This is a genomic window from Streptomyces sp. N35 (genome assembly GCF_016464295.1).
In the GTDB taxonomy this organism is placed as follows: domain Bacteria; phylum Actinomycetota; class Actinomycetes; order Streptomycetales; family Streptomycetaceae; genus Streptomyces.
Window position 1 is genome coordinate 9,600 of record NZ_JAEIMH010000035.1, and the last position, 21,334, is coordinate 30,933.

The following is a 21,334-nucleotide window of genomic DNA, read 5'->3' on the forward strand; positions in this document are numbered from 1 at the left end:
TCCGACCAGGACCTGTTCGGCGTACTGATCGAGGCGACCGGCCCCGAGCCGGGCGATCTGGCCGAGATGGGGTGCTATCTCGGCAAGAGCGCGATCCTCATGGGGCGCCATCTGGGGCCCGGCGACGTGCTGACGGTCTGCGATCTGTTCGGCGACGAGACCCACGGCAGCTACAGCCGCCGCGGCACGCTCGCGTACTACCGCAAGCGGCTCACCCGGGACGCGTTCGAGGCGAACTACCTCGCGTTCCACGAGGAGTTGCCCCGTATCGTCCACGGCCGCACCGTGGAACTCGCCGAGGAGCTCGCCGCGAAGAGCTGCCGCTTCGTGCACATCGACGCCTCGCATCAGTACGAGGACGTCAGCGGCGATATCGACATCGCTCGGCGCGCCCTGCGCCCGCACGGCATCGTCGCGCTCGACGACTACCGCACCGAACATGTGCCGGGTGTCGCCGCGGCGGTGTGGGAGGCGGTCTTCACCAAAGGGCTGCATCCCGTGTGCGTCTCGCCCGCCAAGCTGTACGCGACCTGGGGCGACCCCGGGCCGTTCCAGCGGGCGCTGCGCACCTGGGCGGCGGAGCGCACGGACCGGACCGTGGGCGAGGACACCATCCACGGCGGCACGGTGCTGCGCATCGCCCCGTCGAAGCTGCCGCCGCCGCGCGGGGCCCGCCGCGTGGCCCAGGAGCTGCTGCCTCCCGTCGTCCTGCGCGCCGTGAGCAAGGCGCTGCCGTAAGACTCCGAGCCTGCCGCCACCCGGGGGAGAGTGACGCGCCGCTCCCCCGGCGGCGGGTGCTTCGGCGTTTCCCTTTTGCCCATGATGCGCAAGAGAACCGTTCCCCGAGCTCTCCCTTTCGTTCGAGCAGGGGAGACCTCTATGGGCCTGGCCCTGCTCGTCGCGGTGGCGGCGCTGCTCCCCGCACACCGGGCGGCGGCCGACCCCGGGCCGCCCGCTCCCCGGCCGTCGGCCACGGCCGTCCCCCAGTTCATGCCGCACCCGGCCGAGCACTCCGGGGTGCTCGCCCCCGATATGACGCAGGCCTGGCCGCTGTCCGGCGCACAGCGACTCGTACCGGGCATCCGGCAGCTGCCCCCGCAGCCCGACACCCCCGACCAGGCCCTCGCCCCTGAGGTCTACCGGCCCAGCGCGGCCGAGGACGCCCTGGAACCGGTGGCTCCCCCGCCCTCCTCGTACGCCCCGGTCGAGTACGTACCGCCGGCGGACGCGGCGCGCGCGCCCGCCTGTACGGCGAGCACCGGCCCGTATCAGAAGCAGGTCGAGCGCTGGCTGAAGCTGAAGGCGGACGGGCGGCAGTCGGCGGCCGACTGCCGTGCCATCAAGGCCTTCCAGCAGAAGCAGGGCATCCGGCCCGCGATCGGCTTCGCCGGACCGGTGACCTACGCGCGGGTGCGGCAGCTGCAGGCCCTGAAGGACCCCGAGAGCCTCTGCCCGAAGCGGCCGGGGCGGGTGGCGTGCGTCGATCTGAAGCGTCAGCTGATGTGGGTCACCAAGGCCGGCAAGCGCGTCTTCGGCCCGGTGCCCGTGCGCACCGGCCGGGCCGGGTACGGCACCCGCGCCGGCTGGCACAAGATCTACTGGCGGCACAAGAACCACTACTCGACGCTGTACGAGGCGCCCATGCCCTACAGCCAGTTCTTCAATGGCGGCCAGGCCTTCCACGGCATCTACGGAAGCGTCCACCGGCCGCCGGGCTCGCACGGCTGCGTGAACATGACGTTCGGGGACGCCAAGAAGCTGTGGGCCGTCCTCAGGTCGGGAGACCAGGTGTACGTGTGGGGGCGCAAGCCTTAGCGCACGCCCCCGCGGCGCTCCTCACCGCTCCAGGAGCTCGAACAGCTCCTCCCACTGGTCGAGCACCTGCTCCTGCGAGAAGCGCTGGACGTTCACCCGGGCCCGGTCCCCCATGTCGTCCCGCAGCCGGGGATTGCCGGTCAGCCTCAGCAGCCGGTCGGCCAGCGCGTCGATGTCGCCCGCGGGAGCGAGCAGCCCGTCCTCGCCGTCGCGCACGATCTCCCGTACGCCGGGAGCGCAGTCGAAGGCCGCGCAGGGCACCGCGCTCGCCATCGCCTCCATCAGCGCGAGCGGGAAGCCCTCGCCCCGGGAGGACTGCACGAACACCGAGGACTCGGCGAGCACGCCGGGTACATCGGAGGTACGGCCCATCCAGCGCACCGATCCGTCGAGCCCCAATTCCGTGCACTGTGCTCTGAGTTGGGGCTCGTCCGCGCCGGCGCCGTGGATCCTGAGCTCCCAGTCCGGGCGGAACGGCGCGACCTTGGCCCAGGTGTCGAGCAGCATGTCGACCCCCTTCTGGTCCGCGAGCCGTCCGATGCTGGCGACGACCTTCTCCGTACGCGGCGAGGGAACGGCCGGCAGATGGGCGAGGGCGTTGGGCATATGGCCGACGTTCTGCAGACCCTCGTGGATCCAGATGTCGGCGTCTTCCTGGGTGAGGGCGAGCCAGCGGTCCACGTGCGGGTAGTGCCGCTTGATCCAGTGGTAGCGGTGACAGGCCCGGGAGTACGCGAAGGACTCATGGCTCATGCCGACGATCCGCAGATGCGAGGTGTCGACCTCGCGCAGCCACTCCATGGGCCAGACCTGGGTGGCGATCACGACGGAGCCGCGGCGCGCGCCTTGGAGCAGGCCGCCGAGCTGGGCGACCGCCCGCTTCTTGTCGGCGACGCGGGCCGCTTCCTGCCGCCGGGCGGCGGGGTTGAGGCGCTGAACTCCGCTGATCCTGCGCGCTGTTCGCGGGTGGCTCGGATAGAGGGGGGTCACCGGGTAGCCCGGATTGTCGGGCAGCGGCATCTTGAGCTCGGCCTCGTGCACGCCGATGACGTGGACGCTGTGCCCCCGGCCGGTGAAGAGGCGGGCCATCTGATGGGTCCAGCCGGCGACACCGCCGAGTTCGTCGACGGTGTTGCCGAGCAGGAACAGTTCACGCTGCTTCATCGCGTACGGTCCTTCCGGCCAAGGCGGTCACTGAAGAGCTGATCGACGACGGTCCGCGCGGATCGCCCGTCGTCGTACGCGCCGAACTTCGCCGCGAACTCCCGCCGCGCCTGCTGCCACTCGCCGTCGGACTTCTTGAGGCCGGCGAGCGTCTGCAGCAGCTCCTCCTGGGTCTCGACGACCGGGCCGCCGGAACAGGACCGCAGATCGAAGTAGCTGCCGCGTTCGGCGGCGTAGGTGTCGAGGTCGGGCGCGAAGTGGACGATCGGCCGGTCCAGGAGCGCGAAGTCGAACATGATCGACGAGTAGTCGGTGATCAGGACGTCGGCGAGGCACTGGATCTCGCTGACGTCGTGGTGTGCCGAGACGTCGATCACGGTGCCGGGCGGGGTCGCGGGCAGGGTGGCCGTCTCCATGTAGTGCGCGCGTACGAGCAGCACGTGGGTGTCGCCGAAGCGCTCGGCGAACTCGCGGACGTCCAGGGCGAGTCGGGCCTTCTTGTTCCGGGGGGTGCCGCGGAAGGTCGGTGCGTACAGGACGACCGTCTTGTGGTCGGGGATGCCGAGTTCCCCGGCGAGGGCGGGGCGCGGGAAGCGTCCCTCGCGTTCGTCGCGCAGCCGGGCCTCGACCAGGCGGTCGTTGCGCGGGTAGCCGGCTCTCAGGAGCCGCTCCTCGGGGATCCGGTAGGCGTGCGCGAGGGTCCCCACATCGTGTTCGGAGCGCACGAGGAAGTGGTCGAACCGGTCGATGGCACGGGCGAGTTGCGTCCGCTGGGGCGCGTTCTGCATCTTGTGCCTGATCTCGTCGTACCCCATGCGCTTGTACGCGGATCCGTGCCAGGTCTGCAGATAGGTGGTGTGTCCCGGCTTGTTCAGGGCGTGCGGGAACCCTTGGTTGTCCACCCACCACTCGGCCCGTGCGAGCGCCCACAGATAGGGCCAGGACCAGCGTCGCACCAGCTTCGCGTCGGCGGGGAACCCCTGGGGCGAGGAGGCGTAGGACCACGTCGCGTGCACGCGGGCGCGGCGGGCGCGCAGTTCCTCGTACAGGGCGCGCGGGCTGTCTCCGTAGCACTTGCCCATATGGCTCTCGAAGACGATGCTGCCGCGCCGGGCCGGAAGGCGGGACAGCAGCCCCCGGTAGACGCGCAGTTTGAAGCGCTGGGAGTGAAGGACGTCGCGCCGCTTGCGCAGCTTCTTCGCGATGCCCTTGAGCACGCGGGCCGGCCGGAAGTTCGCGAGGTAGTGCGCGGCCGCGTTGGCCTTGCGGGCCGCCTTCCTGCGCGGCAGCAGCGTCACGGCGAGGTGGTGCTTCGCGGTGACGTAGGGCTGCCAGGTGTCGGCGGTGAGCCGCGTCAGCCGCGGCTTGCCGGGCAGGGCCCCCGACTGGCCCGGGACCGTCTCCTCGTCCGCGAACAGGTCGCAGGGCGGGGCCGGTTCACCGTCGACAACCAGGCGCAGGGTGGGGTCCCAGACCCGGTCGCCGATACCGCGGGGGCGCAGGCCGTCGGTGAGCGGGAGGCGCGCCCGCCAGACGAGGGTGTGCCGTTCCACCCGTACCTCGGCCACCGGCAGGGTGACCGTGGTGTCCCCCGCGTCGCGCACCTTGAAGACGAGGGATGCGGTGGTCTTCTCATACGCCGAGGCGTCGAAGGGCAGGGCCGTTTCGCCCTCGACGACCAGGCGTCCCTGCTCGCGTCGGCAGCCGGTGACCCGGCCGAGCAACCGCTGTTCGGCCGGGGTGCGGTACTGGTGGCCGAGTTCGGTGAGGTCGTACACCGCGGTGGTGTGGTCCGGCCCCCAGTACACCCGGCCCTCGCGGTGCACGAGCGGACAGACCACGGTGCCGGGGTGGGCCAGCGCGTACGCGGCCCGCCGCACCCCGTCCGCGTCGCCGTCGGCGAGCAGGCGGACCGCCACCCGTTCCAGGGGCGGGAGTCCGGCGAGGTCGGTGTCGTCGACGAGTCCCGCCACCGTGCGGGCGAGCTCGGCGACGGCCGTGGCGCAGGCCTCGTGGCCGAGGCCGGGCAGGGCGTGCACAGCGGGCAGGACGTGGTCGGCGAGGAAGGCCTCGCGCGCCGCGCGCCGCATGGCGGGGTCGTCCAGGAGCGCGGCCGCCCGGCGCTGCGCGGCGGCCGCGGCCGGCAGGTCCCGCAGCGGGTCGGGGGCGGCACGGCGGGTCGTGATCAGGTTCGGTACGAGGGCGATCCTCTCGGCACCGAGGGCGAGTTCGAGCCCGTCGGCGGTGAAGTCCAGCTTCGAGCGCCGTACGCACAGGCCCGCGCCGAGGGTGTCGCGGGTGACCAGCTCGGGGGCCTGGCCCACATCGGTGAGCACGCGGGAGCGCGCGAACAGGTCCGCCTGCCAGGCGGGCACGGCCTCCTTCCGGCCCTTGCCCGTCAGGCGGCTCCACCGGCCCGCAACCAAGTCGGCGTCCGTGCTCACGGCGGCGGCGTGGAGGTTGCGCGCGGCGTTGCGGTCCAGGAGTTCACCAGGCGCCAGCGGGATCACATAGGTACCGCGCGGTGGGCCGATCCGTACCCGGTGCGGATGCTCGGCGGCGAGTGCGGCCACCGCCTCGGACGGCTCGCCCAGGAGCGCGGCCTCGGTGCCGGCGAGCGTCTGGGCGAGCACCGAGCGCACCGAGGCGCCGACGGCTTCGGCCGAGGTGTTCGCGTCGCAGGTGAGGGCAACGCTGACGAAGAAGAGATCCGCTGTGCTCATCGTCCGTCCACCCCGCCCCGCAGCATCGCGTCGACCACCTGGGCGGCCGCGGTCCCGTCGTCCAGATCGCAGAAGGTGTCGCGGAAGCGGTCGTACGCGCCTTGGTACGCGGTGGCCGATCCGGGCAGCCCGCGCAAGGCGGCGATGACCTCCTCGCCGGTCCGCAGGAGCGGGCCCGGGGCCTGTGCGGGGAAGTCGAAGTAGAAGCCGCGCAGGCCGTCGCGGTAGTGCTCCAGGTCGTACGTGTGGAAGATCATCGGGCGGCCGGTCTGCGCGAAGTCGAACATCATCGACGAGTAGTCGGTGACCAGCACATCGGCGATCAGGAGGAGTTCGGCAGCGTCCGGATGGCGGGAGACGTCCCGTACGAAAGCGGTCTGCGGCACCGAACCGCCGACCAGGTAGTGCCGGCGCACAAGGAGCACATGGTCCTCGCCGAGCGCCGCCTGAGCGGCGGCCGGATCGAGCTGGAGGTCGAGACCGTAGCGGCCCGCCTTGCGCGGCTGGTCCTCCCGCCAGGTGGGCGCGTAGAGGATGACGCGCTTGCCGTCGGGGATGCCGAGCTTTTCGCGTACGGACGCGGCGACCTTGGCACGGTCGGGGGCGTGCAGGATGTCGTTGCGCGGATAGCCGCTGGCCAGCACCTCGCCGGTGTAGCCGAGCGCTCCGGAGAGCACCGGGGTGGAGAAGCTGTTCGGGGAGACGAGCAGCGACCACTGGGCGGCCAGGCGCGGCAGGCTGTCGATATAGCGCGCGTCCGCCGACAGGGTGCCGGCCACATCGCGGCCGATCCGCTTCAGCGGAGTGCCGTGCCAGGTCTGGACGACGAACTGGCCGGGAGCGCGTTCGAACCAGTCGGGCAGCTGGCTGTTGGTGACGATGTACCGGCTGCGGGCGAGCGCCTCGTACCACTCGGCGCTCCACAGAGCGACGGCACGCGTCCCGGAGGGCAGCTCGACCTGCTGGTCGCGGACCACCCACAGATGCTCCAACTCGCTGCCGCGCCTGCGGAGTTCCTGGTGGACGGCGCGCGGCGAGTCGGAGTACTGGCGGCCTCCGAAGCCGGCGTACAGGACGGCTTCGCGCAGGGGCTGCGCCCGCAGCTGTGCGTAGCGTTCCTTCAGGCGGTCCTGGGCGGCGCGTCCGCGGTCCTCCGTGGGCAGTTCGGAGCCGGAGGTGATGAGCAGCTGGTCGTGGTGGCGGCGCTGCAGCGTGAAGTCCCTGCCGTGCAGCTCGCGTACGACGGGCAGTTCGCCGTGCAGCGCCGTGGCGACCAGGAGCGGCACTCGGCGGTCGGGATCGTGGTCGCCGCGGGCCCGCAGGAACGGGTACCAGTCGCCCTCGGCGAGCGGCAGCACTCCGGCCGGTCCCGCGACGGCCTGGGGCCGGAGGGCCGCACTGAACCTGCCGTCGGCGACGGTCAGTTCGCCCAGCGCCTCTTCCTGGTGGCCGCTGTGCACGAGAACCAGCTCGCGGGAGACGTCGTCGGCGCAGGGGAAGCTGCCTTCGAGCTCGAGGCGGCCGCCCTGGTCCGTCCAGCGCAGGGCGTCCACCACCGGGCGTACGTCCTGTGCGCGCAGTTCGGTGTTGCCGGAGGGGTTGGCCAGGACCATGAGTTCGCGGCCGCCGCCGAGACCGTAGCGGCCCGGTGCGATATCGGGAAGCACCGCGAGCGAGGCCCAGCCGCCGCCCTTGCGCACCACGCCCACGCCCCAGGGGTCGGCGGGTCCTTCACCGGCCTTGAGGAGGTCGAGCGGCACCTCGGCGGTGAAGGTGCGGCCCTCGACGCGGACCGGCAGGTCGCGGCTCTCGCGGGTGCGCCAGTTCTCGACGCGGACCGCTTCCAGGGAGGTGTCCGCGCCGGGCGCCAACTCGCCGGTGATCCGCAGCTGTTCGCCCGCCGCACGGTGCTCGACCAGGCGCTGCTCGACGCGGTCCACCCGTAGCCGGAAGCGGCCGCCGCTGAGGGTGGGCACGATCCGCAGGAAGTCCTCCAGGTAGCGCACGGGGACGGCGCAGGGCCCGCTCATGCGCAGCGGTCCGGTGTGCGGCCGCAGTCCGCCCGCGAGGGCCGCCATCTCCAGGTTCCAGGTGGTGCTCGCCCGGCCGCTGACCAGCTTCTGTACGTCGACGACGGTCTCGAAGCCGGTGCGGTCGTAGGTGTGCAGACCCTGCCGGGAGGCGAGGGTCGCCTCCCGCGAGGTGACCGTGCGCAGCTTCAACGGGATCGCCCGGCGCCCCGCGCGCAGCCAGACGGTCCGGGCGCGGGCCGCGATCCGGCCGGGCGGAAGGTTGCGTACATACGCGTGGCCCGCGAGACGCAGCCGGCCGTCGTCGTCCCAGGAAGCCTGGGTGATCCTCGCCTCCAGCGGCATGTCGCCGCGGCCCACGGCGGTGATGCGCGCGGGCAGCGGCGCCTTGAGCACGGGGAAGTCCGCGCGGCGTCCACGCCAGGTGCGGCGGACGCGGAAGGCCTTCGGGTGGACCTTCTCGAACGCCATGAACGCGAGCAGTTCGTCGATCCGGCGCTCCCGGATGAGCCGCCAGCGTACGCGCAGGCCGGGCGGCAGCTCGTCAAGGGCCGCCGGATCGGCCCCGTCCACGAAGGAGGTGGGTTGGCCTCGTCGAGGAAGGCCTGGTGATAGTCGCTGTCGCCGTCGGGCAGGGCCTCCATGAACATCCACAGGTCACCCGCGATGACGCTGGCGTCGTAACGCCGCTTGGCCTCGGCCCGCAGCGCGTCCTTGGGCGCCTTCGCCGCGCGTTCGCCGAGATAGCGGCTGGCCGAAGCCACCGAGGCCGTACGGTCCTTGATGGCCCGCGGTACCGCGCGCCGGTTCGAGATCGAGCCGTCCCGGTCGCGCCACAGGTACACGGTGTCGCTCAGGACGTCCACGCTGCGGGCCTCGAAGTGCGCGGGCAGGACGACGGGGATGTCCTCGAAGAGCACGCCTTCGGGGAACGCGAAGGCGTGCCGGTCCCAGAAGTCCCGCCGGAAGACCTTGTTGCAGGCGATGCGATCGCCGAGCAGCTCCCAGTCGCGCGTGACGTGGGTGGCGCTGCGGGTGGTGGCCATGATCTTGCGGAACATCGGGGACTGCTGCTGCGTGCCGTCCGCGCGCAGCCGGTGGACGTTGCCCGTCACGAAGTCGGATCCGGTCTCGTCGAGCATGCCCAGCATCCGCTCGTACGCCTCGGCCGGGATCACGTCGTCGCTGTCGACGAAGGCGAGATGGGCGCCGCCCGCCTCGCGCGCGCCCGCGTTGCGGGCGGCACCGAGCCCGGCATTGGCCTGGTCGACGAGCCGGAAGCGGCGGTCGCCTTCGGCGTAGCGGCGGGCGATCTCCCGACTGCCGTCCGTGGAGCCGTCGTTGACCATGATGACCTCGAGATCCGGCATGGTCTGCCCGGCCAGCGACTCGAGGCAGGCACCGAGGTAATCCTCGACGTTGTAGATGGGGACGACGACGCTGAGTCGGGCTGTCATGCGCTGCGCACATTCCTTCCGGAGAACGGCGATGGGCCTTCCCGTGAACAACCGGTGTCCGGGCGCGGGGTCACCTTGCATGGGCCATACGGGTGATCACATGGAGCGGCCCCCGTGCCGCCCGGCCGGGGCCGTGGCACGGGGACCGGAGGTCAACCGATCGTCACGTGGCGTGAGTTCACGGCTTCACGGCGATACGCCCCTCGTCCATGCGCAGCAGCAGCAGCCGCTCGCCGGTCTCCTCGAGGAACTCGTCGACGGCCTGGCGCGAGCCCTGCCAGTAGCCGTAGTCGTCGATCAGCAGAACGCCGCCGGGCACCAACCGCTCGTAGAGGTGGTCGAGTTCGTGCTTGGTGGACGCGTACCAGTCGGTGTCCAGGCGCAGGATCGCGATCTGCTCCGGCGCCTCACCGGGCACGGTGTCCTCGACCTTGCCCTGTACGTAATGAACGCGCTCGGCGGGGTAAGGCACGTTCTCGAAACCGGACTTGACGTCGTCGAGCGTGGCGACGGCCCAGATCGGACGGTCCTTGCCCTGCACGGAGAGCAGGTCCGCCGCGGACTTGCCGTCGCGCCGCAGGTCCTCCTCGGTGGGCTCGGTCATGCCCTCGTACGTGTCGAAGAGGTACAGGTCGCGGTCGGTGGCACCGCAGTGGAGCAGGGTCTTGGCGCAGGCCTGCATCGAACCGCCGCGCCATACCCCGCACTCGACGATGTCGCCGGGGATCTCGTGCTTGACGACATGCCGGGTGGCGAGGATGAAGGCGTTGAGCCGCTCCGGCGAGGTCATGGTCCACGGCTTGACCGCGCGGATGGTGTTCTTGGCCTCGTCGTCGTAGTCGACGGGGAGCGAGAGCCCCTTGCCCTTCGCCTTCACCTTGGGCGCGGTCGGGGCCTGCTCGCTGCGGGGAGCGGGCAGCTGCGGTCGGGTCAGCTGATATCCGGTGAGCGTCCGGAGTGCGCCGTTCACGGCGTTCTTCCATGCCATGGGGCGGGACACTACGCGCAATTCACCCCGCATGTCACACTGCGTCAACTGGCCGTTACTTTACGTAGGTTGGTGCCGCATCCACCAGCGCCGGGCCGGCTCCTCGACATACCGGTACGCCGCCCAAGACAGAGCGGTGACCGCCGCCGCGACGCCGAGCAGCGTGAAGAGGGACAGGTCCGACGGTGCGGGGCGGCCCCAGTGGTCGATGACGAGCCGGTTCACGGTCTGGTGCAGCAGGTAGAAGGCGTACGACCAGGCGCCGAGCCGCACCATGACCGGGGTGCACAGCCAGCCGCGCCGGCCCGCGCGCTCGCGCTGTACGTACGCCGCGATCACCAGGACCGAGAAGACGGCGACCACCGGCCTTACGGACCAGGAGAGTTGGTCCGCGACGGCGCCCGGGAGCCAGTCGCCGCGGTGGACGTACACCACGGCGTACGCGGCGAACGCGGCGGCGAGCAGCGCGGGACGCCCCGGGACGCGCAGCCCTCGGCCCACGGCGAGCGCGAGGGCGAGACCGAGACCGAACTCGGGGAGCCGGGCCAGCGGGTGGCGCATCAGCCACTCGCAGTGGAACGGCGAGAGATGCGCGGCCGCCCACCAGTTGACGGCCCACATGGCGATCAGTCCGGCGGCGGCGAGGGCGAGCAGGGTGCGGGTGCGCAGGCGGTAGGCGCCGCGGATGACGAGCGGGAACAGCAGGTAGAAGAACACCTCGACGCTCAGCGTCCAGGACACCCCGTTGCCCGGGAACATGGGGACGACGCCGGGGAACCAGGCCTGCACGAGCACCAGTGAGGCAAGGAAGCTCGGCAGGTCCCACGGCACCCCGCCCCACAGGTGGAACACCCAGACGCAGGGGATGGTCGCGGCGATGTGCAGCGGCAGGATGCGCCCGGCCCGGCGCCAGTAGAAGACGCGGGCGGGTGTGCCGGCGCGGTGGCCCCAGGCGAGCAGGAAGCCGGAGAGCACGAAGAAGAAGCCGACGCCGTACACGCCCATCGTCGAGTACGGGAAGAGCAGGGGCGCATGGGCGACGCCGCCCGATGCGCTCACACCGGTGAAGTGGTGGACGAAGACGGCGAACGCGGCGAGGAAGCGCAGACCGGTGAGCGAGTCGAGCCGTTCGTTGCGGGGGGCGGAGGCACTGGGCTTCGGGGAGGAGGACTGCTTCGGCAGCAGGATGCTGCTCATACGGCGGCCTCCCGCGTCGAGCCGTGCGCGGCCGCGTCCCGTACCTCGGTCTGCCCCGGTCGCAGCTGCGCCCCGCAGTCGCCGAGCCGGCCGCCCTGGTGGTGCTTCTGGTGCGACATCCTGTCGAGCCGTGGTTTCGCCCACTGCCGTACGGCGTCGATCCGGGCCGGGCCGCCGGGCACCGCGGCCGAGAGCACGTAGTCGCCGCCGGCGCCTTCGCGGTACAGGGGCACATAGCCGGCCGCGGTCAGCCGGTCGTCGGTCAGACCCGACTTGCCGAGCCAGGCCATGTGCACATGGATCAGCTCGGGCCGCACCTCGCGCAGCACGTAGGTGCGCAGGGCCTCCTTGTCCTTGGCGGCGTACGCCTCGGCGATCCTGCGGTCGGTGAGGCCGGCGACGTCCACGACCCGCAGCCGTGTGGTGAGCAGCATGCCGCCGAGGTCGGGCAGCGCGGCCGTGGCGCCCGGCGCCAACTCGAGTTGGTCGGCGTACGAGTTGAAGGTGCGGCCGTACCGGTCGGCGACCCAGCACATGGAGAGGGTGGGTTCGTTCCTGAAGCCGGCGTTGCGCAGATCCTGCGCGCTGAGGGAGAGCGTCAGCGCGCCCGCGAGAGCCCCGCCGAGCAGCAGCCGCGGCCGGAACCGCGCCCCGTCCCAGACGGCGGTCAGGCAGAGCGCGGCGAGCGCCGCGCCGAGCACCCACACCGGGGTCCCGAAGCGGTGCAGCGGCATCCAGTCCTCGGCGAGCGCACCGTACGCGGCCAGGGTGAGCGCGAGCGGCACGCAGAGCACGGCGGCGACCTGCCGGACGGGCCCGCTCCGTGCCAGGACGAGACCGGCGCAGCCGGCGCAGAGCAGCACCAGCGCCCAGCCCGCGTAACCGAGAAGCGCACCGACCTTCGCCAGCTCGCCGAGCTCCGGGGGCTCCTGCGCCTTCGCCACGGCGGTGTTGGGCACCCAGAGTCCGAACTGCAGCCACCGCGTCAGCAGGAAGATGCCGTAACACGCCGTGAAGACACCGCAGTTGAGGAGCGCGAGGCGGACCGCGTCACGCCGCCACCGCAGCAGCACGATCAGCGGATACGCGGCGGCGAGCACGGCTCCGTCGGGCCGGGTCAGCGCGGCGGCGAGCACGATCAGCGCGGCGCCGCACGCGGCACCCGGGCCGTCGGTCCCGCGCACGAGGCGCAGGGCGAGCGCCGCGGCGAGCAGGCCGTAGAGCGGGTTCTCCAGACCGGAGAAACTCCACACCACATACGAGTAGTTGGCGGCGAGCAGCGCGCCGGTGAGCACCACCACCAACGGGGCCCGCTTGGGCAGCGCGACCCGGGCCATCGCTCCGACGCAGGTGAGGGTCCCCGCGACACAGGCGAGCGCGAGGAGCTTGGGGAAGAGCGCCAGGTCGCTGATGCCGAACCAGCCGCCGTGGTCGAAGAGTCCGAGAACCCGCCCGATGAGCAGCAGCACCAGCCACGCCGGGTTCGAGTACCCCTCGACCGGATCGGCCCCCGGCTGCTGCACCGGTCCGTGCCCCTCGCCGATGCTGCGCACGTACGCGAAGGTGACCGCGGCGTCGTCGACGATCCACTGCCCGAGGGCGGCGGCGCGCAGCCCGACAAGCAGGGTGGCGAAGCCCACCGCGGACGGCATGAGCCACCGTGCGGCCGCGCGTCCGGGAGGGGCTGGGGTACGGCGTGCCCCGGGAACGGCCGGAGGGCGCGGCGAGGGGGCGGCGGCGGGGCGGCTGAAGGTCTTCATCGAGGGACCAACCACCGAGCGCACGCCGAGTCACTGGCACTCGGCCGTCCGGGTGAAGGCAGCGGCCCCGCGTCCGCGGCTCATCCCCGCGCGCGCAGCAACTCCCTTACCGGAAGCGGACGTACGGTGACCTGCAGCACGTCCGCATCGTCCGCGCCCGCCACCTCGACCCCGTAGGGCCGAAGCCCGTGCCGGCGCGGTCGGGGCAGCCCCGCGTCCGCGGCCACCGGTGCGAGCGGGATCCGGGGACTCGTGCCGAGTGCGGCGGCGACGAGCCGTACGGTCCACCGCTCCCAGGGCGTCTCCTTCACCGGGAACAGGTCGTCGAGCGGCAGCTCCACCCGCACGACGCTGCCCTCTCCGTCGGCGGCCACGGCCGCGTCGTACGACCGCACCACGCGCTCCCCCGCCCGCTCCAGCACGGTCTCGGCGCGCACCGCGTCCGCCCCGAACGCGCTCAGGTCCGGCAGCGAACTGTGCGCCTCGAGCAGCAGGATTCCGTCCCGCACGCGCACGCGCGCCGGGCCGAACTCCTGCTCGGCGAACCGCTTGCGGGTGTCCTTGGTGAGGTCGAACCAGGCGTCCGGCAACGCGAGCCCGGGGTCCCGGAAACAGGGATAGCCCGCATAGGCCCGCCCGCCCTCCACCACCAGCGGCGGCCCTCCGGCCGCAGCGCACTCCAACACACCGACCAGCGCGCCGAGTTCTCCCCGCCCGGCCAGCCGCAGCAGCAGCCGCTGCTCCTGCGACAGCTTCCGCAGGGCGTACTCGCTGGCGTACGCCGCGTGCAGGGCACCCACCCCGCCGCAGACCGTCCGCTGCTGCTCGGGGCCGAGCTTCAGGAAGTCCGGGCTGATCAGCCGCGCCACCTCCCAGGTGAAGTGGCGCTGATGGATCCACTCCCGGCCGCGGCCCGGCTCCGACAGGCGCCGCGTGAGCTCGAAGAGCTGCCGGGTGCCGCGCAGCCGGTCGAGGGCGCGGAAGGAGACGGTGGCGTTGGTCTCGTCGTCGCGGCGTACGGCGAAGTAGTAGTCGTAGTCGGCGAGTACGGTGATGCGCCCGGCCCTGAAGCAGGCCTCCAGGGTGAACGGCTGGTCGCTCAGGACCGGCAGGTCCTCGGGGAAGCGCAGCCCGTGCTCCTCGATCAACTCCCGCCGGAACAGCTTGGTGTTGGACAGGGCCCAGGGCAGCGCCGAGTCGTACAGCGTCACCTCGTCCCGGCTCTCATGGAACACGGCCTTCGACACCCAGCGCCCGTTCACGCCGACCATCCGCCCGAGCACGATGTCGGAGCCGAGCCGGTCCGCGGCACTCACCATGCGCTCCAGCGCCTCGACGCCCAGATAGTCGTCGGCACCGATGAAGAGGACGTACCGCCCGCGCGCCAGATCGAGGGCACGGTTGCTGGGCACGGCGGGGCCGCCGGAGTTCTCCTGGTGAACAACCCTGAGGACACCGGGGTGTTGTCCGGCGAACCGCTCCAGTTCCTTCTCGCTGCCATCCGTCGACCCGTCGTCGACCGCGACGACCTCGATCCGGTCCGTCCCGATGGTCTGCGAAACGAGCGAGGTCAGACAGTCGGTCAGATACGGCATCGTGTTGTAGACGGCGACGATGACGCTGACATCCGGCGTAGCGCCGGGCGTGTTCGGCATGCCCTGCAAACGACCGAGCGCGCCGCTCGTTGCTGCGGACGTCACGCCGACCACATGCGCGGCGGGCAGCGCACCGTCTACGCAGGCGCCCCGAGCACGATCCGCCGCACCCCGCCCCACCGCTCCGGATCGGTCACGCGCCGGCCGTCCACCAGGACCCGCACTCCGGGGAAGTCCCCCGTCCCCAGCGTCGCGTACTCCTCGTGGTCGGCCTGCACCACGAGGGCCGTCACCGCCTGCCCCGTGTGGGGCGTGAGCCCGAGGGCGGCCAACTCCTCGTCGGTGTACAGCGGATCGGAGACGTACGGCACGGCGCCCGCCGACCGCAGCGCGCCCACCACGGCGAACACCCCGGAGAACGCCGTCTCCTTGACCCCGCCCCGGTACGCCGCGCCGAGCACCAGGACCTCCGCGCCCGCCAGATCCCCGTACGCCTCGGCGAGCCGCGTCACCGCATAGCCGGGCATCGCCGCGTTCGCCTCGCGGGCGGCGGCCACGACCGTCGCCGACGGGTCGTTCCACAGGTACATCCGCGGATACACCGGGATGCAGTGTCCGCCCACCGCGATCCCCGGCTGGTGGATATGGCTGTACGGCTGCGAGTTGCAGGCCTCGATGACCGCCCGGATGTCGATGCCGGACCGGTCGGCGAAGCGCGCGAACTGGTTGGCGAGCCCGATGTTCACATCCCGGTAGGTCGTCTCCGCCAGCTTGGCCAGCTCGGCGGCCTCGGCCGAGCCGAGGTCCCAGACCCCGTTGGGGCGCGGCAGGTCGCCTCGTACGTCGAAGTCGAGGACCTCCTCGTAGAACGCGACGCCCGCCCGGGCCGAGGCCTCGTCCACACCGCCGACCAGCTTCGGATAGCGGCGCAGATCGGCGAAGACCCGTCCGGTCAGGACCCGTTCGGGGCTGAACACCAGCGAGAAGTCGCGTCCGGCCCGCAGCCCTGAGCCCTCCTCGAGCATCGGCGCCCAGCGGGTGCGGGTCGTGCCGACCGGAAGCGTCGTCTCGTACGAGACGAGCGTGCCGGGACGCAGTCCGCGGGCCACGTCGCGGGTGGCCGCGTCCATCCAGCCGAAGTCGGGGGTGCCGTCGGCGGTCACGTACAGCGGGACGACGAGGACGACCGCGTCGGAGCCCGCCACGGCGGCGGTCGTGTCCGTCGTCGCCCTCAACCTGCCGTCCGCGACCGCCTTCTTGAGCCGCACATCGAGTTCACGCTCCCCGGGGAAGGGCTCGACCCCCTCGTTCACGAGATCCACCACCCGTCCGTCGACGTCGGCGCCGACGACTTCGTGCCCCTTGGCCGCGAACTGGACCGCCAGGGGGAGACCGATCTTGCCGAGGGCTACTACGCAGATCCGCATGGGCGGTTACCTCCGATGAGGGTGCCGGGACCGAGCTTCAACGAGCACGGCCGAGGCGCGGCAACGCCGTACAGGGGCAGATCACTCCGAGGCACCCCGTAAATGAGATGACCATGACGCAGAGCACTTGATCCGTCACTCTGCGTGCTAGCGTGCGGCACCATGCCAGCACCACCGGACGGGCCGGGCCGTCGCCGCCATCTCCTCTATGTGGCCATCGGTTTTCCGCCCGCGGCCAAGAGCTCCACGTACCGTCTGCGCGAGACGGCCAACCAGATGTGCGCCGCGGGCTGGGACGTCACCGTCGTGACCATCGCCCGGGACTCCTGGGAGCTGGAGTCCGGCATCGACACAAGCCTCCTCGACGGCGTCGACCCCCGGGTGCGCGTGGTCGAACTCCCCTTGCGCCGCGCCGACTTGGAGACGGACATCCGCCGTTTCCCCGAGGCGCGCGCCGCCGACCCCGTGGGCTGGGTCAAGAAATGGAGGGCACGTAACCAGGAGTCCTTCCCCGAGCCCGTGTTCGGCGGCTGGCGGCCGGCCCTCGAACGCGCGGTCCTCGATCTGCACCGCGCGCGGCCGGTGGACCTGACCTTGACGACCAGCACCCCGTACGTGACGCTCTGCGCGGCGCGCGCTCTGTGGGAGAGGCACCGGATCCCCTACGCCGTCGACTTCCGCGACGGATGGTCCGTCGACGTCGTGGGCAGCAGGACCGCGTTCGGCCCGGACAGCCCCGAGGGGCGCTGGGAGCGCGAGGTCCTCGACGAGGCGCTCTCCCTGTGGGTGGTCAACGACCCCATCGCCGAGCACTACCGCACGCGCTATCCGCATCTGGCCGACCGCGTGAAGGTGGTGCGCAACGGCTACGACGTCGACAGCGCGCCCGACGCTGCGGGCCGCGAGCCCTGCGAACTCCCCCTCACCTTCGGCTATCTCGGCCTCCTCAGCTCCCCCGTCGGGCAGCTGCGTGCGCTGCTCGACGCCTGGCGGCTGGCCCGCGCGACCGAGCCGCTCCTCGCGGACGCGCGCTTCGAGGTGCGGGGGCACGGCGGCTTCGGCGCCGACCGGGGTGGCGGCCCCAAGATCGAGCTGCTGCGCCGGGCCGAGGACGTCGGCGTGCACTTCGGCGGGCCCGTGAACAAGGCGGATGTGGCCGGCGTGTACGCCGGGTGGGACGCGTTGGTCCTCCTCGTGCTCGGCGGTCGGTACATGACCTCCGGGAAGGTGTACGAGTACATGGCGGCCGGACTGCCCATCGTCTCGGCGCACGCCGACGACCACGACGCCTCCAGCGTCCTGGAGGGGCACCCGCTGTGGACCGGGGCCTGCGGCCTCGACCGGCGCAAGCTCGCGGACGGGTTCGCGCACGCGGCCCGCCTGGCCGTCGGGTCCGGCCCCGCCGAGCGGCTCGCCGCGCAGGCCCACGCCCGGCCGTTCGAGCGCTCGGCGCTGATGGCCGCGGGGGCACGGGACCTCACCGCACGCATGGACCGCCGGACCCTGCTCACCGGAGTACCGACCCCGTGACCGAGATTCTGCTGATCGCCTCGGCCTGTCCCGAACTCGCCTTGCTCACCGATGCGGTGGGCACCCTCACCTCACTGGGCGCGACCGTTCGCCTCGCGGCCGGCTTCGACCTGGACGAGCACCGGGACGCCCTGGCGCGGACCGGCTGCGCCGCTCTGCACCAGCTGCCGCGCACCTTCCACGGCCGTTCCTCCGTGGTGCGCCGCGAGGCCCGACTGCTGGGCTCCGGCGAGCAGTTGTGGCTGCGCAGCGCGGGCGACAAGGACCTTCGCCGGCTCGCGCGCGACGCCCATGTACTCGTCGCCCTCGACGCCGACGCGGTGTATACGGTGTGGCGTCTGGCCCGGCGCCATCGCGGGGCGCATGCGGTGTTCGGGCTCGCTCCGGCCGTACGTGCGGTCCGCGCCGACGCGACGCCGCCCTCCGCCCTCACCCGCGTACGGCATGGGCTGCCGTCCCCCTCCGTGCTCGCCGGTGACCTGCGCCGGAGTGTGCGCCGGCTGCCCGGCACGGTGGTCCGCGCGGCCACCGTCCGGCGCGTTCTGCGCACCTCCCCCGGCGCCCGCCCGTGGCGCTCCGTCGCGGCTCTGCCCGCGCTGCCGGACCGGGTGCGCGCGCCCCTCGCGCGGGAAGCCGCCGAGGGAATGCGCTGGGCGGGACGGGGCGGCGGGGCGGCGCTGACCCTGCTGGGCGCGGCCCGCCGCACGGCCGGCCCCGAGCTGCGGGCCACGCTCCTGGAGGAGTCGGTACGGACCGACATCGCCGCGGGACGCCCGCCCCTCGCACTGACCGAAGCGGTCGGCGGCTGGCTGTCCCTGGCCGATGCGCGGCTGGGCACGAACGACCGCAGGGAGGCGGCGACCGCGCTGCACCAGGCCCTGCCGCTGGCCTTCCACCGGGCGCTGCACATCGACCAGTTGACCACTCCGATGGCGCGGGACGCACCGGCGTACACGCGTCCGCTGCTGGCATCGGGGGCCCTGCGGACCGTGGCCGGCACCGCGCGCGGCCGGGCGGCCGCGGGCCCGCCCGCGCCCACCGCCCCGCCGCTGCGCCTCCTGGTGATGACGCACGGCAACGCGAACTTCCTCCGCCTGGTGCTGCGTCACTACGAGGAACGCCCGGACGTGGAGCTGCGGTTCGTCGACACGGCGGAGCACCCGGAACTGCGGAGGCTGGCCAGGGCGCACTGGCGCGTCATCGCCGACCGGCTGGACGCCGCCACCTGGTACCGGGAGCGCCTGGAGCGCCTGCTGCGCCCCCATCTAAAGTGGGCCGACACCGTATTCTTCGACTGGTGCGAGGGCCCCGTAGCGATGCTGACGACCATCGACCCGGGCACGACGCGCGTCGTGGTCCGGCTGCACAGCTATGAGGCGTACACCCAGTGGCCGCTCCTGGTGGACTTCTCCCGCGTCGACGAGCTGCTCTTCATCGCCGATCACGTGCGTGACCTGTGCACCTCCTACGTCCCGCAGCTGTCCTCTGCGACCGCTCCCCGTATGCGCGTCATGCACAACGCCACCGATCTGTCGTCGTTCGACCGGCCCAAGCCGGCAGACGCCCGCTTCACGCTGGGTCTGATCGGTCTCGGCCAGATCGCGAAGGATCCGCTGTGGGCGCTGGACGTCCTGGAGCGGGTCCGCGCATACGACGAGCGGTACCGGCTGGTGCTCGTCGGCGATGTGGTCGATCCGGAGAAGAGCGGTGCGTCCCGGCAGTACCGCGACGCACTGGAACAGCGGCTCGCCCCTCTGGTGCGGGCGGGAGCCGTGGAGCGCAGAGGCCGCACGGACGACGTCGCCTCGGCACTCGTCGGCATCGGCGTGATCCTCAGCTCTTCCGTACGCGAAGGCTGCCATGTCGCCGTCCTCGAAGGCGCGTCGAGCGGGGCCGTGCCCGTGGTGCGCGACTGGCCGTTCTACGCCGGCAAGGCGCACGGCGCCCGCACCACCTACCCGGAGGACTGGGTCGTCTGCGACCCCGAGGAGGCGGCCCAGCGCATTCTGCGGGTCACCTCCGACGCCGACCGCTGGCAGGCGGAGGGCGCCGCGGCGTCCAAGCACGCCCTGTCCACCTGGGACTGGTCGGTCGTACGCAACGACTTCGACAACGTGCTGCTGCACGGCGGTCAGTCGCTCCCCGGTGCGGACCGGTCATGAAGCTGCTCGGCACCCTCGGCGCCCGCCTCCCGTTCGTGCAACCGCGCACACGAAGTACGGGCCGCCGGCTCATGCTCCCCTTCCTCGTGCCGCTCCTGTTCCTCCTGCTGCAGCTGACCGGCGCCACGCCCCCGAACCTGTGGTCGGACACCACGCGTTACGCCCGCACCGCCGAGCAGCATCTCGGCGTCGACCGCGCCACCGCCCAGCGGCACGTCGAGGCGCAGTTGTGCGCGGCGCGAGCGGACGCGGCCGTCCGGCAGTCGCGCCTGGACCCCTTGCCGCCCGCGCCCGATGTGGTGCGCCATACGCAGGAGCAGGCGTGCCTGCAGCGCTACGCGGGCGTCGACGACATCACCACCGACGACCCCCGCTACCAGTCGATCTTCGCCTCGCGTTGGGCCTACCCGTGGCTGCTGGCGCCGTTCGTGGGGGTGTTCGGTCTCGGCGCCGGGCTGCGGGTGTGTGCGCTGCTCGTCGCCGCAGGATGCGTGCTCCTCACGTACGGGCTGCTGCGCGCGGCGGGCGCCGGACGCAAGGCGTCGATGGCGGGCCAAGTCGCTTTGGTGGCCACCCCCTTGGGCTGGTGGGCGGTGCAGCCGCTCACGGAGGGCCCGGTCCTTGCGTGCGTCCTGGGCGCACTGTGGGCGGCGGTGCGGCTGGTCCACGGGCAGGGCACGCGGACCGCGAACGCCGTGGCCCTCGGTCTGGCCATCGGCGGCTGCTTCCTCCTGCGCTATTCCAGTGCGCTGCTGATCGCCGGAGCGCTGGCCGTGGCCGCCGGTGTACTCGCGCTGGCCCGGCGGCGGGCCGGCGCCCGGCGAGAAGGCGGCGCCCGACGAGAAGACGGCGCCCGCCCAGAGGCCGGCGCCGGGCAAGAGGCCGGGGGCCGGGCGGGAGGCGGGCGGCGGGGGGGCGGCCGGGACCGCTGCCGGGGGGGCGGTGGCGGCGCCCGCCGTCATGGTGATGCTGCGGCTGCCGTCGGCCGAGATCACCTTGCAGGACACCTTCACGCTGCACTTCCGAAGGCCGCTGGTGGAGGACCCCTGGGCCCGGCTGTGGGATTTGAACCTGGCGCTGTGGCGGCACTGGTGGGGCGAGCAGGCGGCCCGTCCGTACTTCCTGGTCCTGACCGCGCTCGCCTGCTGGGCCTTCGTACGCCGGGCGCCCGCCCTGGGCCTCCTGGCCGTGGCGTGCGCGGGCGTCGGCGTCGCCCAGGTGGCCGGGCACCCCCTCCTGGCGGAGGCCGACCGGCTCGGCGCCCTCATGTGGCTGCCGGTCGTCCTGGGACTGCCGCTGCTGCCCGCGGCCTGGGCCGAGCGCGCCACGCCGCCTTCCGTACGGGTCCAGGAGCAGCGGCGCGCGCCCGCCTCCATGAGTCTGCACTGAGACCGGGAGCGATGACCGGGAGCGATACGGAGAGCCGTGGCCGGAAGGTCCGCGGCCGGCCGCCCGCCGCCCCGCCGGAGTGACACCGCCACCCCGG

13 protein-coding genes and 1 pseudogene are annotated in these 21,334 nt (G+C 72.5%); 5 read left to right on the plus strand and 9 right to left on the minus strand.

Annotated elements, in window-relative coordinates; genetic code table 11:
• A partial coding sequence (locus JAO81_RS20215) for a class I SAM-dependent methyltransferase (protein WP_199549297.1) occupies positions 1-738 on the plus strand: 738 nt, incomplete at its 5' end.
• Positions 739-879: 141 nt separating this feature from the next.
• Positions 880-1,815 (plus strand): L,D-transpeptidase family protein, encoded by a 936-nt coding sequence (locus JAO81_RS20220; protein ID WP_199549298.1) that lies wholly within the window; start codon positions 880-882, stop codon positions 1,813-1,815.
• Between the two features lie 21 nt (positions 1,816-1,836).
• On the opposite strand, the gene JAO81_RS20225 is transcribed toward JAO81_RS20220, so the two are convergent.
• The 8 genes and pseudogenes from JAO81_RS20225 to JAO81_RS20260 form a co-directional block, all read right to left on the minus strand.
• Positions 1,837-2,979, minus strand: a complete 1,143-nt coding sequence (locus tag JAO81_RS20225) for a glycosyltransferase (protein WP_199549299.1) — start codon at positions 2,977-2,979, stop codon at positions 1,837-1,839.
• Positions 2,976-5,702 (minus strand): CDP-glycerol glycerophosphotransferase family protein, encoded by a 2,727-nt coding sequence (locus JAO81_RS20230; RefSeq protein WP_199549300.1) that lies wholly within the window; start codon positions 5,700-5,702, stop codon positions 2,976-2,978. Before JAO81_RS20230 ends, JAO81_RS20225 begins: the two co-directional genes overlap by 4 nt.
• Positions 5,699-9,189 (minus strand): annotated as a pseudogene (locus JAO81_RS20235) (CDP-glycerol glycerophosphotransferase family protein). The gene JAO81_RS20230 and the pseudogene JAO81_RS20235 overlap by 4 nt, the downstream one beginning before the upstream one ends.
• Before the next feature lie 178 nt (positions 9,190-9,367).
• Complete coding sequence (locus JAO81_RS20240; RefSeq protein ID WP_199549301.1) at positions 9,368-10,210, minus strand: TylF/MycF/NovP-related O-methyltransferase; 843 nt, start codon at positions 10,208-10,210, stop codon at positions 9,368-9,370.
• A 27-nt stretch (positions 10,211-10,237) separates the two neighbouring features.
• The gene (locus JAO81_RS20245; protein WP_199549302.1) at positions 10,238-11,374 is read right to left on the minus strand and encodes an acyltransferase; all 1,137 of its coding nucleotides are present in this window, start codon (positions 11,372-11,374) and stop codon (positions 10,238-10,240) included.
• The gene (locus tag JAO81_RS20250) at positions 11,371-13,026 is read right to left on the minus strand and encodes a hypothetical protein (protein WP_199549303.1); all 1,656 of its coding nucleotides are present in this window, start codon (positions 13,024-13,026) and stop codon (positions 11,371-11,373) included. The genes JAO81_RS20245 and JAO81_RS20250 overlap by 4 nt, the downstream gene beginning before the upstream one ends.
• Positions 13,027-13,214: 188 nt before the next feature.
• The gene (locus JAO81_RS20255; protein WP_199549304.1) at positions 13,215-14,789 is read right to left on the minus strand and encodes a glycosyltransferase; all 1,575 of its coding nucleotides are present in this window, start codon (positions 14,787-14,789) and stop codon (positions 13,215-13,217) included.
• A gap of 77 nt (positions 14,790-14,866) precedes the next feature.
• Positions 14,867-16,156, minus strand: a complete 1,290-nt coding sequence (locus JAO81_RS20260; RefSeq protein WP_199549305.1) for a nucleotide sugar dehydrogenase — start codon at positions 16,154-16,156, stop codon at positions 14,867-14,869.
• Positions 16,157-16,318: 162 nt separating this feature from the next.
• On the opposite strand from JAO81_RS20260, the gene JAO81_RS20265 reads away from it, so the two are divergent.
• Together JAO81_RS20265 and JAO81_RS20270 are read left to right on the plus strand one after the other, a co-directional pair.
• Positions 16,319-17,686, plus strand: coding sequence for a glycosyltransferase (locus JAO81_RS20265; RefSeq protein WP_199549306.1), 1,368 nt, complete (start codon positions 16,319-16,321; stop codon positions 17,684-17,686).
• Positions 17,683-19,848, plus strand: a complete 2,166-nt coding sequence (locus JAO81_RS20270; RefSeq protein WP_199549307.1) for a glycosyltransferase family 4 protein — start codon at positions 17,683-17,685, stop codon at positions 19,846-19,848. The genes JAO81_RS20265 and JAO81_RS20270 overlap by 4 nt, the downstream gene beginning before the upstream one ends.
• Here JAO81_RS20270 and JAO81_RS42590 read toward each other — a convergent pair.
• Positions 19,818-20,726, minus strand: a complete 909-nt coding sequence (locus JAO81_RS42590; protein ID WP_233415651.1) for a hypothetical protein — start codon at positions 20,724-20,726, stop codon at positions 19,818-19,820. The genes JAO81_RS20270 and JAO81_RS42590 overlap by 31 nt on opposite strands.
• 64 nt (positions 20,727-20,790) lie before the next feature.
• Here JAO81_RS42590 and JAO81_RS42595 point away from each other — a divergent pair, with 64 nt between their 5' ends.
• Positions 20,791-21,237, plus strand: a complete 447-nt coding sequence (locus JAO81_RS42595) for a hypothetical protein (RefSeq protein WP_233415652.1) — start codon at positions 20,791-20,793, stop codon at positions 21,235-21,237.
• Positions 21,238-21,334 lie beyond the last annotated feature (97 nt).